This is a genomic window from Umezakia ovalisporum Ak1311, assembly GCF_029891685.1.
GTDB lineage: Bacteria > Cyanobacteriota > Cyanobacteriia > Cyanobacteriales > Nostocaceae > Umezakia > Umezakia ovalisporum.
In genome coordinates this window covers 1-15,536 of record NZ_JANQDJ010000015.1, presented here as the reverse complement: position 1 = coordinate 15,536, position 15,536 = coordinate 1, and the positions used below count along the sequence as shown (strand labels likewise).

The window sequence follows — 15,536 nt, the reverse complement described above, 5'->3', positions numbered from 1 at the left end:
GAGTTGATATAATTAGCTAATATAGGATCGTAATGAGGGAATCTGTCCCTCACTACGACGGAATTACTTAGGTCGTTCTATTTATGTGAAGACAATGGAATAATATCAGATGATAAACGGTCAATAAACACCGATTAAAATCATTTCTAGACCGTGGGTTTAAGATTAACCAATTTAGCCTTGTGTAGGAACAACAACTGCATTAACAATCACATCATTAACACCGTTAATTTCTTGTGCTAGTGGTTCAATCTTGGATAACTCATCCTCATTATTTACAGTTCCTGAGACAACGACTGTACCTTCCTCCGTCGCTCTAACTGTTAGTTGACTATCAGGGATATTAGCCTCTAACTTAGAGCGAACTTCACTCGCCAAGTCTTCGGGAGTTCTATCCGTAGTATCCCCACCAGCAGCCACATTTCTCTCTTCACGAGCGCGAATATCAGCATCTAGTTGTCTTCTGCGAAGTTCGCTCTGAGCATCTTCTCTAGCAGCTCTTGTTTCCTCTGGGGCTGGTGCTTCTGCAACTTCACCAGGAGCAGGTGCAGTGCGAGTTGTTCTTGCAGTATCCTGACAAGCAGCCGCACTCAAAAATAAAGCGCAACCAATTAAGAAAAGAGTTAGTTTTTGCATGTTTGTAAGTCTTCCTCACAAATTTAAATTCTGAATACACATTCAGGTTTTTAGGACTAGCGAGGAGCAAATTTTTCGTGCTCCTGCTACTCCTCATCAAATGAAAGTTTTGTAATTAATAGCCAAATTGGATTAAACTTTTTCATCCCGATGGTCAATAATAACTACCGTTGACTCATCACGTTCCCTTGTTGCTGAGTAATTAGTGGGAACCGTACCTGCAACTGGTGTAGTTTGATGTCTCACCGAATCAACCTGTGGGTGATGCTCTCTTTGTTCATTCGGGTAATCATAAACACCAAACTCTTGAACATCGTAGCGATTGAAAATTTCTTTGGCTCTGGCAATTTCTGCGTCGGTACCTTCCACAATAGCTAAATAATGTCCTCGTTCAACTCGCTCCTGATAAACTCTGGCTCGTTCTTCGGGAATTCCTAAGCCGATTAACGCACCTATTAACCCACCAGCCGCTGCACCAATACCAGCACCGGCAATAGTTGTAGCCAAAGTTGTTGCTGTTGCACCTGCTAGCATGATTGGTCCAATTCCAGGTATTGCTAAAGTTCCCAAACCAACTAATAAGCCAGTTATACCACCCAAAGCTCCGCCGGAAATCACCCCAGTTGTTGCACCTTCCCCAGCTTTATCGCCTACTCTTTCTCTTGTTGGAGCACCTGCAATATCTCCTGTTTGCTCTGCATCTTTGGCAATAACAGAAACTCTATCCATTGGAAAGCCGGAATTTTTCAACTCATGTAGCGCTTGTTCAACACTACTACGTTTAGAAAAAGTACCTACAGCTCGTCTACCCACGCTAACAACCATGTTTAAATCCTCTAATCAAATTTATTGATATCGTCTAAATTTTCTGTAATTTTCTACTTTCTTTTACCCAAAATCACCAATGCTGAACCTGAAAGTAGAGAAAATAATATCAATATTTTGATTTACACATTTTTCTCACAAAAATTCCTCAATCTCTTGGCATAATTGCCATCTATATCATTAGACATAAGTGGATTGATATAAAAAAATAATCAGTAATTAGAATAAATATTTAAATTTAAAATAATTTCTCTACTATGGTGGGGAACACAAGTGTTGAATCCTGCAATAAGAATTTACAATTTTTGCGTTTTACCCAGATAAAGTTCATTGTCTATTAAGAATAGAGTCATTAATTGCTCAAATTTTGTATCACGGACGCACAACTTGGACAGTCAACAGTCAACAGTCAACATTTCTGGGTAGGGAATTATTTGTTTTTATCTCTATAAATAGAAATAATTAATTGAGGATACATACAGCAAATTTAAAGTAGCATAACTTGATGAAAGTACGACTTTTGACAAAAGAATTTCTTACCTAAGAAAGTATGGTTTTTATGAGTTGCAACTTAAACTTTTTAAGTAAGAGTTTATTAACAATAAACGGCTGGAATTGAGCGCTATTAGGAAAACAGTATTATGTTTCATATGTTTCAGGGTGTTCAAACCATTTTAGAAATAGTAGCCAGAAATGGAAGGTCAGAAATTTTAACTCCAGAACAAGTATCATTACTTTTTTCTGGGCCTAAGTTGATAGTAGCACTATTAGCTGGCACCTTAATGGCTTTGGCTTTCCAGTTTTTATTGACAAACTTTTCACTAGCAATAGGAATTTTATCTTTAGGAACTGATGCTTCTGCTCGGTCTGGGTCAAACAGTTGGGGCGGTGCGATTCGTGAGGTGGAGAAAAAGGTCGGATTTTGGGCATTAATAAACGCCAGTATTGCATTATCTCTTGCTTGTTTTCTAGCAGTGAAACTGAGTTTAATTGAAAGTATGCTCTTAGGAGCAATTATGGGTGTAGTTGTTTGGTCTAGCTACTTTTCATTAGTATATTGGCTAGGGTCATCAACCTTCGGTTCTTTCGTTGGATCTTTTATCAATACTGCCAATTCTGGATTACAGGCTATATTAGGTACTGCAACTGCAGCAGTTGGCGCTAATATGGCGAAAAAACAAGCGGTTTCCACTGCTCAAGAGATTATAGATATAGTGCGGCGGGAATTAACTTCGGGTTTAAATGCAGATACTATTAAGAATACTTTACAAACTTCTTTACAATCTTTGCAAATACCGCAACTCAATTTACCAGAAATTCGTAAACAATTTGAGAAGATTCTGAGTGAGGTAGATTTATCATCTATTGCTGAAGCTGATGTGCTACAAAAAATCAACCGTCAAACATTTATAGATTTAATCAGCAGCCAGACGACCAAGTTATCAAAACAAGAGATTAATCAAATTGCTGACGAATTAGAAGATGCTTGGAAAGAAGTTATTGCTCGTCAAAGTCCAACTCAGCAAGTGATTAATTTACTTAAATCTGCTACACCCGAAGAGTTAAGGTCAGAAAAATTAGGTGAACGGCTTGAGGAGTTGGTGGGAGTGAAAGAAAATGGCAATGGTCGAAACGCTTTCATTAAGCAAGGAATTGAATATGGTTTACAAGCTGCTGGTAGTGCAGTACTAAATAGGGTAGATCTGTCTGATCTTGATATAGATAAAATTACAAATCAAATCCAAAAGCTGAAAGACAAGGTTCAAGACATGGATATCGAGAAAATTACACACCACTTAGAAAATATTATAGATAAGACCACAGAACAAATAGCCGCCAGATTACCACAGCCAACCCACAAGACTATCAACGTGGATGTAGAAGACTATATTTTGAATTCTTTACCTTGGCATTTGAACCGCACCACAATTACAGATGAATTTCAAGAAGTCATCTACGACCCAGAGGCAGATCCTAGCACCACACGCCGGGAATTAGAGGGAATTAATCCAGAATATTTTAGAAACTTACTCAAACAGCGAGGTGATCTTAGTGAAGCTAGAGTAACAGAAATTACTCACCAAATGGAAAGTGTTCGTGAGGAAGTTTTAGAAATTGTTCAACACGCAGAAATCCGCGAAAAAGGCGAGGAATTGCGCCTAAGGATCGAAAATTATTTGCGTTCTACAGGTAAAAGCCAATTTAATCCAGATGCTATTGATCGAGATTTCACTGGTTTATTGCAAGAATTTACAGATTTAGATCTTCGCTTACAGGTATTTGATCATGATGTTTTTTTGCAGTTACTTTTAAATCGTCAAGACATGAGTGAACAAGAAGCTGATAATATTGTTAATCAACTGAAAACTATCAGCGATGGCGTCTTGAATGAGGTCAGAGAACGCCAAGAACAAGCAACAGCAAAAGCCAATCAATTATGGCAAAGAATAGAAGAGTATTTGCAGAATACCAACAAAGAAGAATTAAGTCCTGAAGGTATTAAACGTGATTTTCCCCCTCTACTACAAGACTTAGAAGCGGGAATTAACTTAATCCACCCACGCCAATCTCATTTTAATCGCGATACAATTGTCAAACTGCTGAGTCAACGGCAAGATTTGAGCGCAGAAGAGGTAAACCAAATCGTTCATGGAATTGAAGCGATCAGAGATACCATTTTGCAAGTACCCCAAACAACAGTGGATAAATTGGCTGAATATCTCCGCAATACTAACTTGGAAGAACTCAACCCAGAAGGTATTAGGACAGATTTAGAAACATTACTCGCTGATCCGCGAGAGGGTGCTTTAGCATTCCGCCATCGCCTTTCCCAAATTGACCGTGATACATTGGTCAAACTTCTTAGCCAAGGCCCTGGTTTGAGCGAAGAGCAAGTTAATCAAAGAATTGATCGAGTGCAAGAGGCAATTCGCAGTATGATTCGAGGCCCACGACATTACGCCAGCCGTGCTGCTCAAAAAGCTAGGGATTTTGAAGCTAATCTGGAAAATTATTTGCGCCATACCGATAAAGAAGAACTCAACCCAGAAAGCATTAAACGTGATGTCCAATTGTTGCTGCGAGATCCACAAGTGGGATTGGGTAATTTAGGCGATCGCCTGGCTAAATTTGACCGTTCGACAATTGTGGCTTTACTCTCTCAACGAGAAGATATTTCTGAGGAAGAAGCTAACCGCTTTGTGGATCAAATCGAATCGGTGCGTGATTCAGTTGTGAATCAAGCCCAGCAGGTTCAGCAAAGGATGCGAGGGATAATTGAGGGAGCTTTTGCCAGAATCCGTGATTATCTCAACTCCTTGGAGCGTCCAGAACTGAATTATGAAAGCATTCAACAAGACTTTGCTCAATTATTTGATGATCCACAAGCTGGATTTGAGGCTTTGCGCCATCGTCTGAGTCAATTTGATCGTGATACCTTGGTGGCTATCCTCAGTTCTCGTGAAGATATTTCCCCAGAGGATGCTAACCGAATTATCAACCAAATAGAAGCGGCACGGGATAATGTATTGCACAGAGCAGAACGCATCCAGCAAGAAGCCCAAAAACGCCTAGAAGCAATTCAAGAACAAGCAAAAATACAAGCTGAGGAAACTAAAAGAATTGTCGCCAATGTCGCCTGGTGGCTATTTGGTGTAGCTTTGACTTCTCTGTTCGCCAGTGCGATCACCGGAGCAATAGCGACTCAGTTCCGTTATATGATATGTATCCCAGGAATTTGACGCTCCCCACAACTGGAAGCCAGGGGATTCTTACTTCAAAGGGATTCCAATGAATTTACCCGCCCTAACTAACGCGCCGCTCCGGTAACACCAAACATGTTCACCGTCTTGCCCGAGGGCTGCAAGTGCTTTAATCAGAACTACTTGAGCGGCTGCAACATCCCTATCAGTTGCATGGCCCCAATTTTTACAGGCATGAACACGCTCTCGACAACTTTTTTTACCCGTTCCTATATTACGAATTACCAATGATTTTGACAACTTTTAAAGTCTTCAAGCTAGCATCTGCACAACCAGAGATAAATCCACCCATTGATTGAACTTGTTGTAAATATTCTAAAGCTGCTGGAGTAATGACTTCCCCTGGCATTAAAACGGGGATTCCTGGAGGATAAGGACAAACAATTTCTGTGCAGATGCGATGGCTTGTGTGTGCCAAAGGTAAAGTTTCACTAACAGCAAAAAAGGCTTCCCGGGGTGAAACAGTTCCTAAATTATCATCCCATAAAATCAAATTTTTTTGAGTTGGGGGATAACTCTTAGTCTCCCTACCTTGCAGTTTCATCAAACCTTGTACCAACCGCTCAATATCAGATGATGTATTGCCCAAACTAATAATAAAAGTGAGATGTTGCAATGATGCAAACTCAGCCGTCACATCCAGTTGTTGATCAAGAATTTCTTCTGCGGTAAATCCGGTTAAACCCAAGCGAGAAACAGTGACAGTTAAGCGTGTTGGATCTAAATTTGGCATTTGTAAAACCGATAATCCGGGAATTTCGCTGATTCTTTTTCTAGCTGCATCTGCAAGTTCCAAAGTTCGAGACATCAGCGCTTTTCCATGTAGTGCCATTTGCTGACGTGCTGCATCTAGGGAAGCTAAAAGTACAAAACTAGGACTGGTAGACTGCACAAGTTGTAAAGCTTTATTTAGGCGGTGAATATCTATTCTCTGGCCTTGGACGTGTAACATTGATGCCTGTGTCATAGCACCGAGTACCTTATGGATAGACTGTACAGTTAAATCCGCACCTGCGGCTAAAGCTGTGGTGGGTAATTGGGGATGAAAAGCAAAGTGCGCGCCGTGTGCCTCGTCTACAAGTAACGGGATATTATATTTATCAGTAATTTGGGCGATGGCTTGTAAATCTCCACAAACACCGTAATAGGTGGGATATACTACCAAAACTGCTTTAACGTCAGGATGCTTTTGTAGTGCAGCTGCGACACCCCGGGGTGTGATACTGTGGGCAATATCTAAAACTGGGTCATATTCAGGATTAACAAAAATAGGTATGGCACCAGAAAGAATTAACCCGGCGATCGCTGAGGAATGAACATTTCGCGGCAAAATAATCTTATCCCCTGTACCACAGGTAGCGAGAATAGCAGCTTCAATTCCACAGGTGGAACCATTGACAAGAAACCATGTTTGTGAAGCACCAAAAGCCTCTGCTGCTAGTTGTTGTGCTGCTAAAATTACGCCTTGGGGTGTAAACAAATTATCTAAATCTGCTAATTCTGTTAAATCAGCCCGAAAAACTTTTGTCCCCAGTAAATCAGCCAAAGGTTGAGAAACACCCTGTCCTCGCTTATGTCCTGGGGTGTAAAAAGGAGCGTGGCTATGGTTGCTACAAGCTTTTAAGCCATCTAACAAAGGGGTTTGGTGTTGATTTCGCATTTTTATATCAACGAACTGCCAATGAGCAAATTGAAAAACTATTTTCAAACCGGATGAAATCTTAGTTTTACATTATGATTTGGCAATTGCTGAAATTTCTACTGTAAGTTCGTTGAATCTTCTTTCTCTTCTCTGGGCTAGGCAAGTAGCCGGAAATGAATTTTATTGAAATTTAATAAAATCTTAATCCCCACTTGATCTGAGGTTGGTAGCCTGCTGTGGTTTGCTTCAGCAATTAATAGGGGTAAATATGAAATATATAGATTACAATCGTCTGCTAGCAAATCGCTGCAAGCGGCGAAATTTTTTATTGGGTGCAGGATTTTTAACAGGGTTAACAATTACTAGCCAATCGTATCCTGTATTAGCTAACCAGAGATTTTCCGACTATCCCTTTAGTCTTGGTGTAGCTTCCGGTGATCCTTTGCCGGATGCTGTGGTGATTTGGACTCGGCTGGCTCCTAACCCCCTGATGGGTGGGGGAATGCCACTCAGCAATGTTCCTGTGCGCTGGAAAGTTGCCCTGGATGAAAAGATGAGAAGGGTTGTGCGTCGAGGAACGGCAATGGCGACACCAGAATTGGCACACTCAGTACACGTTGATGTGCGTGGGCTAGAGCCTAAGCGTTGGTACTGGTATCAATTTCAAGTAGGTCGAGAATTTAGCCCTATTGGGCGAACTCGCACAGCACCAGCATTTAATAGCTCTGTGCAAGAACTAAATTTTGCTTTTGTCTCTTGTCAAGACTGGCAAAATGGCTTTTATACAGCTTTTCACCATTTAGCTAAAGAAAACCTCGATTTGGTGGTTCATTTAGGTGATTATATATACGAATACGGACCAGAAGCAAATGCCCCACGCCAGCATAATGGTCCGGAAATCATTACCCTTGAGGACTACCGCAACCGTCACGCTCTTTACAAAACTGACCCGAATTTGCAAGCCGCTCATGGTGCTTGTCCCTGGATTTTTACTTGGGATGATCATGAAGTTGAAAACAACTACGCCAATTTAATTCCAGAAAACGAGCAAGACCCAGAGGAATTTATCCAACGGCGAGTCAATGCTTACCAGGCTTACTACGAACATATGCCCCTACGTCGGTCTTCATTGCCCACGGGCCCGGATATGATGCTTTATCGCCGTTTCACTTTTGGTAATTTAGCTGAATTCAACGTACTAGATACCAGACAGTACCGCACTGACCAACCTTGTAATGATGGACTGAAACCTCGTTGTGCCGAGGCTGTAGACGGCAATGCCACCATGACCGGATCAGAACAAGAGCAGTGGCTACTAACAGGGTTAGATAAATCGCAATCGCGTTGGAATATAATTGCTCAACAGACTATGTTTGCTCAATACAATTTCAATGTTAATCCTAGTCCAGCGGTCTTCAATATGGATCAGTGGGATGGCTACGTAGCTCAACGTAATCGCATCCTCAATTTCATGAATGACCGTCAACCCTCTAACCCCGTTGTAATTACCGGGGACATTCATTCGAGTTGGGTACACGATTTGAAACTTGATTTTGATAACCCAAGTTCACCAACAGTTGGTACAGAATTCGTAGGAACTTCAGTTTCCTCTGACTTTCCCGCCCAATTTATTGCTCCGGTTCAAGCTTCCCTAGTTAACAACCCCCATACTAAATTCTTTGACGGTGCCTTCCGGGGATACGTCCGTTGTAAACTGACACCAGCACTTTGGCAAACTGACTACCGAGTTGTCTCTAGCATTATTGACATGAATGCCTCTGTCAGAACCCTAGCTTCCTTTGTCCTGGAAGACGGAAAACCAGGTGCAATAGCAAATTAACCTAATTAGAATTCACACTCTTCATTTTTGACATAATCACCGACGTTCTACGTCGGTGATTATTAACGGATTACAGCAACTAACTACCAGGGTAGTCTTAGGATCCCTCCCCCTCCGTTTAAGGTCGTGCCGATGCCCCATGTCTACCATTTCTAGATGCGTTCTCGTCTTTTGAGCTAAAGTCTGTCGTTGTTAGTCTGTTGGGTATAATCTTTACCGATACCTAGCTTTCACGTTTTATGTTTAGAAAACTATTGCAGATTTTGTAGAAGTGGCGAAAAAGATGAATTTTCAAATACTTGAGCTGAACCTAGAACCAGACTACATCGAGGCATTAATTCAGTTTCCACCGAAACTTTCAATGTCTCAAACTGTTAATGCGCCAAAAGGTCTATCCAGTCTTAGATATGGTCAAGCTGGATATCCAAAACCCTATGGAGTCCTAGTCACTTTGTATCTTCTGTTGGGGGTGCGCCACTTGAAGTCTTCAAAAAATACATCTTTTTCAAAGGGATCTAAGAAATTATTTCTCTAAAGCTTTTGTCATCAGCAATTTCATCAAAATCAATATCAAAAGCTGCATCTTCCTTGTATCTGGCATTGAGTTCAACTGCTTTTTGCAGATTTGTCAACGCCAATTTTAGTTGTCTTTGCAAAGCATAACAAGCGGCTTTATTGTAATAAGCACTTCCATAGTCAGGATTAATTGCTAATGCTTTGTCAAAACTAGCGATCGCTGCATCATCTTCTCCTAGTCTTACCAAAACATAACCGCGTTTATCCCAAACTTTAGCAGAATTAGGATTAATTTTAATTGCTCGATCAAAACTGGCCATCGCATCTTCATACTGTTCCAACTCTATCAACGAAAGACCACGATTTAACCAAGCCACTGGATCATCAGGCTGAACTTGAGCAGCTTTGTCAAAAGAAGCAAAAGCTTGTTGATGTTGTCCTAGCTTACCAAAAGCCACACCGCGATCGCACCAAGCCTGGTGATAATCCGGCTGAATTTCAATAGCTCGTTCATAGGAAGCAATTGCATCTTTGTAGCGTTGTAATCTCCCCAGACTTAAACCCCGTTTCAACCAAATAACAGGATTCTCCGGTTCAGTTTTCACCGCTTCATCATAAACTGCCATAGCCTCTTCATATTTTCTTTGAGCAAATAACTCCTCTGCTTTTGAGAGAGCATCATTAACTAACTCTTGGTGTTTTGACTCAACTTCAGGAATTTCTTCTTTTTCTGGAGTTAGCCACTCAGTACTCACCAATTCCCGTAAGATTATATCTTTGCGTTGTTGAGCGTCCAACTGCAACTCAGAAAGTTGAGATACAAAATCTGCCTCTAATTTTTCTAGCTTTTCGAGAACAAACAGCTTTTGTTCTTGAGCATGGGATTGTAATTCTGAAAATTGAGCAGCAAACTCAAAACCTGATTGTTCTAAATTGGCAATAATTAACTCTTTCTGCTTTCGAGCATCCACCTCTAGTTCAGATAATTGATATGCGAATTCTGACTGTAATTTTGTTATATTTTCTAATATACAATCTTTTTGGTTTTTTGCTTCAGATTGTAACTCAGCTATTTGAGATTTGAATAAATTTTCTAACTCACCTAAAATTTGGATAATTCTATTTTTTTCTTTTTCAGCATCTACTTGTAAAATCTCTAAACTTGCAAAAATACTCTCTTTCTCTTGCTGGTTGTCAGACTGTAGCTCAGATATTTCCGATTGAAATAATTTTTCTAATTCCTTAATATTTTGTATAACTTCATTCTTTTCTTGTCCAGCCTCCACATATAATTGTTTCAAACTTTCCACAGTCTTATCTTTATCTTGCTGAGTTTCAGAGTTTAATCTATAAAGATTAACACTAAATTCATCCCTAGATTTTTCTAACTCTTCTAAAGTTATATTCTTTTTTTGTCTAGCTTCTAAGTACAATTCATCTAATTTATGGTTGAGATCAGATTCTAAACTGGCTAACTTTTCTATAGTTTTATCTCTTGTTTGTTCTGCTTGCAATTCTAATTCAGATAGTTGTGTTACAAATTCCGACTCTAAATTTGCTTGGATATTTTGGATTTTTGTTTCTAATCCTGCCAAGATATGATCTCTTGACTGCAACAATTCAGATGTCAACTTAGCTAATTTTTCTTGCTTTGTTTGTATATTTTGCTCCAGAGTAAAAACTTTTTTGTCTAATTCACGATTGATCCTTTTAGATTCTTCAATCAGATTCTCAGCATCTTGCTTGACAATTGTCAGCTGATGTTGTAAGTTTTCGATTCCCTGTAGTTGCGCCATTGCTCTATGAACAATTTCACGAATTGCCACTTTTCGCAACAGCCAGAATAAAGCAATCACCGCCACAGGAAACACACTCAATATCAATAACCACACATTGAACAACACAGTTGTGCTATTCAAAGGTAGCTGAGTCGGCTGTTGTGTTTGCAACTGAGCCAATTTTTCCCACTGCGTATCAGAAGACATTACCGCAGCATTATTCACTTCTGGGGAAACGGATGGTCTGGGTTGTCCACTAACAACACCAGCAGACAATAGCAAGGGCGAAAAGACAATAGCGCTTTTCAATACTAAACTAATAACAAGTTGATTTTTGCGCTTCATAGAACCATCCTGATTCTTGGGTCAGTTTTTCCAGTGGCTTACCTATTTCCAATCTATACCAGAAATCAATTCTGACCGAATACTTCCCAAGCTGCAAGTTCTCAAATCATCGCTGTTCAGCCCTCCGGTTCTCTCCCTGAAAATTAATCAGCCTGGGGAAATTAATATTTCAACTCCCATGATATAATATTTCAGTCGGTATGTTGGACTAATCTTACTGATTGTACTCATAAATATGGCTGTGGATGCCAGGAATAAACATTCTCTATCTGGCAAGACAACCTGGGAAAGAGTTAACCCAAGGTAAAGCTACAGTAATTGGGGCCTCTACTCTAGTTGGTGAAAAACTGCTCAAGCAAATCCTGACGCACAACGTAGAATCTTGCTGGCTTGATCCCGGAAAGTGTCAATGGTGTAACATTTTTCCAATGCTACCGTCTACAAATCCATGATAGGAGTAAAAGGATTCCTTTAGTATGAAGCGTAGACATAAGGTAGCCCGTGGCCTGACATTACTGCTGAGTCTCAGCTTAATACCTAACTTATTTACACCCCATTCTACCATCGTTGCTGCACAGTCAAGAAAGCCAAACAGAACTGTAAATTGCGAAATTTTAGTTGTGGGTGGTGGACTTTCAGGCGTAGCTACAGCTTACGAAGGTTTACTAGCAGGACGCAAAGTTTGTCTCACAGAAATAACCGATTGGTTGGGAGGACAAATTTCTTCTCAAGGAACATCTGCATTAGATGAACGTCCAACCCAGCGTAGTCGCCAATTTTATTCTCGTGGTTATCTGGAATTGCGAAACCGCATTCAACGCAAGTACGGTAAACTCAATCCCGGAGACTGCTGGGTAAGTGAGTCCTGCTTTCTTCCTCGTGATGCTCATACCATCATGACTCAGATGCTACAAGAAGCAGAAAAAAAAGGTAGAGGGAAGTTAGAATGGTTTCCCAATACGGTAATTAAAGACTTAGAAATTATACCATCTACAGTAACAGGTGGCGGACAGTCAATTACTGGCGCCATCGCCATTCAACATCAACCAGGTCAAGGCGCACCACCTCATAACACCTTTACGTTATCTCAAATTATTGAAGATGCCTATCGCTACCAAAACTCATCTCGTTTTACCAAAAATATTATTCGCTTAGTTCCCAAACACAGCCAAGGGAATTTCCCAAAATGGTACGTTGTAGACGCTAGCGAAACTGGGGAAATAGTGGCCCTTGCTGATGTTCCTTACCGCTTGGGTATTGACCCTCGTTCCCATCTAGAACCTTCTTCTTCCAGCACGAAAAACGACCCTTATTGTACCCAAGGCTTTACATACACCTTCGCAATGGAGGCTACCAAAGAACCACAACCACAGCAAATGCCCCCATTTTATTTACAATATGCGCCATATTTTAGTTACGAACTACAGCGACTAGCAAACTTTGACTTAGTTTTTACCTATCGCCGCATTTGGAGTCCCCAACAAGGACAAACTGCAACATTCGGTGGAGTGAAATTTTCTGCTTCCACACCAGGGGATATTTCCATGCAAAACTGGACTTGGGGTAATGACTATCGTCCAGGAAGCCCCCAGGATAACCTAGTTTACACTCGTCAACAGTTGCAAGCTACCCGACAGTTGCAGCCAGGGGGGTGGATGGGGGGACTAAGGACAGAAACTCTCCGCAAAGGTGAGGAACATGCACTTTCCTACTATTACTGGTTGGTAGCTGGGACTACAGATTCCCAACTTGGTAAGGATGTTAAGCAGCAACAAACAAATAACCGCCTTCTCTTTGGGCTAAATTCTCCCATGGGGACAGCTCATGGTTTATCGAAATATCCTTATATCCGAGAAGGCCGACGCATTATAGGCCGCCCCAGCTGGGGAGAACCTGGAGGGTTTACAATTTGGGAAACTGACATTTCTCACCGCAACTACAAGGATGAATATTACCGCAAAACACTTCCAGCCGATATGTACAGGAGATTACAAAGCACACTGGCAGGTTTAGAAGCAATATCCGTAATTATAGGCCAAAAACCACCAGAAAAAGTAATGCGGCGGACTCGTTCTACCATTTTCCCAGATGCTGTAGGTATCGGTCACTACGCCATTGACTTTCATCCCTGCATGGAGAAAAGCCCCCCAGAAGCCCCTGGTAATAGAGAACGTCCAGGAGAAAGGCGGGGTGCTGGTCAAGCTTATCCCTTCCAAATTACACTCAGAGCCATGATTCCCCAGAAAATCGACAATTTACTGATAGGAGGTAAAAGTATTGCTACCAGTCACATTGCTGCGGCCGCCTATCGGGTACACTCATTTGAATGGTCTGCTGGCGCAGCTGCGGGAACTACTGCGGCTTTCGCTTTAAAAAATAAAATTGCACCTTACCAACTAACAGACGATTTACCTAAGCCAGAACCAGAATTACAAGCTCTTAAACGTCTGTTAGAAAAAAATCGTAACCCCACTGCTTTCCCTGATACTTCAATTTTTAACGAAAATTGGGATAATTGGCGTTAGTGTCAATCCAAATTGCTTGACCCTAAGGAACAATCTATGCCCTGAGAGTCAAACAATTTTTCATTTTTGATTTTGGATTGACCCCACAGAGAATAGACTAAACTAGTTATCAACAAATGTAGTTTTGTAAAATTATCTTAGCTAACTGTTTTATGGTTACAAGACTTTCAGCAGCTGTATACGGAACAAGTGCAGCACCAACTGTAGCTCCTGGACTGTCTAATCAAGTTACCCGCAAGCCTTATCCCAATTACAAAGTCATTGTTTTAAACGATGACTTCAATACTTTTCAACACGTATCCGAGTGTTTGATGAAGTATATTCCCGGGATGACCGGTGTTCTGGCTTGGGACTTAACCAATCATGTACATTATGAAGGGCAAGCTATTGTCTGGGTAGGACCCCAAGAAATGGCTGAACTCTATCATCAACAGCTGCGTCGAGCTGGCTTAACAATGGCTCCTTTAGAAGCGGCTTAATTATTATCATGGATAAACCCGCTAAAGACGCTTCTGGTAAAGATGGCAGATTAGTCTGGAATCATTCAACTCATATTGCAGGTCTCATCCCCATTTTGGAACGTCTCTGTCAACAGGATGGGATTCAAACTGTCACGCCAGGTGTCATTGGGCGGGCTAAAGGTCATTGCCCAAAAATGCAACTACGCGTATCTGTACCTATTCGCGGTGGTTACAAAGTCATAGCGCGTCATGGTAAAACAGTACAAGAGGTTTTTATCCTGACCACTTTGGATCAGGATAAATTCAAAGATACTATTGCCATCGCCATGAAAAATAAATCAGCTTAATAGTCTACTGTCAGTTATTCATAGATGGTTGAATGGTTGACTATTGACTATTCTTCCACTCGGCGGACTGAGAATTTGTGCAATGGCAAACTCAAGACACAAGAAAAAGTTAAAAAATATGACAAAGCAGTGGTGATTTTCACAGACATGAGTAAAGTTTCCCAGTCTGGTAAAATCAGCTTTTCCAAACCAAAAGCAAAACAATAAACAAGCCAGTAAGAGAAGCTCATTCTAAAGAGAATCTTCTCTGTTTCTTCTATATTATCTTTTCCCTTATCGCAATCCCATAGTAATAAAAGACCAGCAACACAAGCAAAAAAGGATACAGCAACTACAAATTCGTGGCACATTAAATTAATTGAATGCATTTGCATTGATCCAATACTCTCCCATTGGGATTCAGTCTAAAGGAACAGTCTGGCAATCCCCAAAATATATTTACAAACTGCAATGGAATACTGTACTTATTTTTAAGTAATGCAACAAAAGTTTTATTTAAATTAACAGCAATATTTTTAATTTTTTTAATAATTTTTTATTTATCCCTCTTTTGTTAGTACGGGGGAAGTATAATCAGGAAGGAAAAATGCTCTCAGAAATCCCGAATAAATCGCTACCAGAGATAGGGAAAATAGCAGGATTAAAAAACCCTCAATCACTACATCCTGTAGATACGCAGGCTAGCGTTAATGCCAGAAATGTTGAATTTCGTTACAAAACTTTACATAGTTAGATATAGTAGTCCTATCAAAGGTGAAAATGTCAACATCTCATAATATCTTCCATCCAATGAACATAACTGATTTGTTGACACATACAAGCTTGAAGGTAGCGGAATTTATCTAACATCTTTTCACCCC

The 15,536-nt window shown here is 40.6% G+C and carries 11 protein-coding genes and 1 pseudogene; 7 read left to right on the top strand and 5 right to left on the bottom strand.

Features of this window, described 5'->3' with window-relative positions:
- Window positions 1-174 precede the first annotated feature (174 nt).
- Entirely contained in the window at window positions 175-636 is a 462-nt protein-coding gene (locus NWP25_RS02480) for a BON domain-containing protein (protein WP_280650797.1), read from the bottom strand.
- A gap of 132 nt (window positions 637-768) precedes the next feature.
- Window positions 769-1,461, bottom strand: coding sequence for a general stress protein (locus tag NWP25_RS02475; protein ID WP_280650796.1), 693 nt, complete (start codon window positions 1,459-1,461; stop codon window positions 769-771).
- Window positions 1,462-2,111: 650 nt separating this feature from the next.
- Between NWP25_RS02475 and NWP25_RS02470 the strand changes: the two genes are divergently transcribed.
- Window positions 2,112-5,201 carry an MFS transporter gene (locus NWP25_RS02470; RefSeq protein WP_280651254.1) on the top strand — a complete coding sequence of 1,030 codons (3,090 nt, stop codon included), beginning with the start codon at window positions 2,112-2,114 and terminating at the stop codon, window positions 5,199-5,201.
- Window positions 5,202-5,436: 235 nt separating this feature from the next.
- On the opposite strand, the gene NWP25_RS02465 is transcribed toward NWP25_RS02470, so the two are convergent.
- On the bottom strand, window positions 5,437-6,882 hold the full coding sequence (locus NWP25_RS02465; protein ID WP_280651252.1) for an aminotransferase class I/II-fold pyridoxal phosphate-dependent enzyme: 1,446 nt from the start codon (window positions 6,880-6,882) through the stop codon (window positions 5,437-5,439).
- 250 nt (window positions 6,883-7,132) lie between these two features.
- On the opposite strand from NWP25_RS02465, the gene NWP25_RS02460 reads away from it, so the two are divergent.
- Window positions 7,133-8,704 (top strand): alkaline phosphatase D family protein, encoded by a 1,572-nt coding sequence (locus NWP25_RS02460; protein WP_280651251.1) that lies wholly within the window; start codon window positions 7,133-7,135, stop codon window positions 8,702-8,704.
- A gap of 262 nt (window positions 8,705-8,966) precedes the next feature.
- A pseudogene (tnpA, locus tag NWP25_RS02455) lies at window positions 8,967-9,223 on the top strand (IS200/IS605 family transposase); the annotation flags it as partial.
- Here the strand turns inward: tnpA and NWP25_RS02450 are convergent.
- The gene (locus NWP25_RS02450; RefSeq protein WP_280698833.1) at window positions 9,220-11,343 is read right to left on the bottom strand and encodes a tetratricopeptide repeat protein; all 2,124 of its coding nucleotides are present in this window, start codon (window positions 11,341-11,343) and stop codon (window positions 9,220-9,222) included. The pseudogene tnpA and the gene NWP25_RS02450 sit on opposite strands and share 4 nt — an antisense overlap.
- A gap of 476 nt (window positions 11,344-11,819) precedes the next feature.
- On the opposite strand from NWP25_RS02450, the gene NWP25_RS02445 reads away from it, so the two are divergent.
- From NWP25_RS02445 to NWP25_RS02435, 3 genes are all read left to right on the top strand, one after another.
- Window positions 11,820-13,868 carry an FAD-dependent oxidoreductase gene (locus NWP25_RS02445; protein WP_280657223.1) on the top strand — a complete coding sequence of 683 codons (2,049 nt, stop codon included), beginning with the start codon at window positions 11,820-11,822 and terminating at the stop codon, window positions 13,866-13,868.
- A 152-nt stretch (window positions 13,869-14,020) separates the two neighbouring features.
- Window positions 14,021-14,347 carry an ATP-dependent Clp protease adapter ClpS gene (gene clpS, locus NWP25_RS02440; protein ID WP_280698832.1) on the top strand — a complete coding sequence of 109 codons (327 nt, stop codon included), beginning with the start codon at window positions 14,021-14,023 and terminating at the stop codon, window positions 14,345-14,347.
- 8 nt (window positions 14,348-14,355) lie between these two features.
- Window positions 14,356-14,676 carry a DUF2103 domain-containing protein gene (locus NWP25_RS02435; RefSeq protein ID WP_280651247.1) on the top strand — a complete coding sequence of 107 codons (321 nt, stop codon included), beginning with the start codon at window positions 14,356-14,358 and terminating at the stop codon, window positions 14,674-14,676.
- A 47-nt stretch (window positions 14,677-14,723) separates the two neighbouring features.
- Here NWP25_RS02435 and NWP25_RS02430 read toward each other — a convergent pair whose 3' ends face one another.
- Window positions 14,724-15,044 (bottom strand): hypothetical protein, encoded by a 321-nt coding sequence (locus tag NWP25_RS02430; RefSeq protein ID WP_280651253.1) that lies wholly within the window; start codon window positions 15,042-15,044, stop codon window positions 14,724-14,726.
- Between the two features lie 218 nt (window positions 15,045-15,262).
- Here NWP25_RS02430 and NWP25_RS02425 point away from each other — a divergent pair, with 218 nt between their 5' ends.
- A complete protein-coding gene (locus tag NWP25_RS02425) occupies window positions 15,263-15,409 on the top strand; it encodes a hypothetical protein (protein WP_280698830.1) in 147 nt (48 codons plus the stop codon).
- The last annotated feature ends 127 nt before the right edge of the window (window positions 15,410-15,536 follow it).

Excerpts from the sequence above, each read along its gene's own strand:
- NWP25_RS02425 (WP_280698830.1), top strand. The coding sequence starts at position 15,263 with ATGCTCTCAGAAATCCCGAATAAATCGCTACCAGAGATAGGGAAAATA.
- clpS (WP_280698832.1), top strand. The coding sequence starts at position 14,021 with ATGGTTACAAGACTTTCAGCAGCTGTATACGGAACAAGTGCAGCACCA.
- NWP25_RS02475 (WP_280650796.1), bottom strand. The coding sequence starts at position 1,461 with ATGGTTGTTAGCGTGGGTAGACGAGCTGTAGGTACTTTTTCTAAACGT.
- NWP25_RS02435 (WP_280651247.1), top strand. The coding sequence starts at position 14,356 with ATGGATAAACCCGCTAAAGACGCTTCTGGTAAAGATGGCAGATTAGTC.
- NWP25_RS02470 (WP_280651254.1), top strand. The coding sequence starts at position 2,112 with ATGTTTCAGGGTGTTCAAACCATTTTAGAAATAGTAGCCAGAAATGGA.
- NWP25_RS02460 (WP_280651251.1), top strand. The coding sequence starts at position 7,133 with ATGAAATATATAGATTACAATCGTCTGCTAGCAAATCGCTGCAAGCGG.
- NWP25_RS02445 (WP_280657223.1), top strand. The coding sequence starts at position 11,820 with ATGAAGCGTAGACATAAGGTAGCCCGTGGCCTGACATTACTGCTGAGT.
- NWP25_RS02430 (WP_280651253.1), bottom strand. The coding sequence starts at position 15,044 with ATGCATTCAATTAATTTAATGTGCCACGAATTTGTAGTTGCTGTATCC.
- NWP25_RS02465 (WP_280651252.1), bottom strand. The coding sequence starts at position 6,882 with ATGCGAAATCAACACCAAACCCCTTTGTTAGATGGCTTAAAAGCTTGT.
- NWP25_RS02480 (WP_280650797.1), bottom strand. The coding sequence starts at position 636 with ATGCAAAAACTAACTCTTTTCTTAATTGGTTGCGCTTTATTTTTGAGT.
- NWP25_RS02450 (WP_280698833.1), bottom strand. The coding sequence starts at position 11,343 with ATGAAGCGCAAAAATCAACTTGTTATTAGTTTAGTATTGAAAAGCGCT.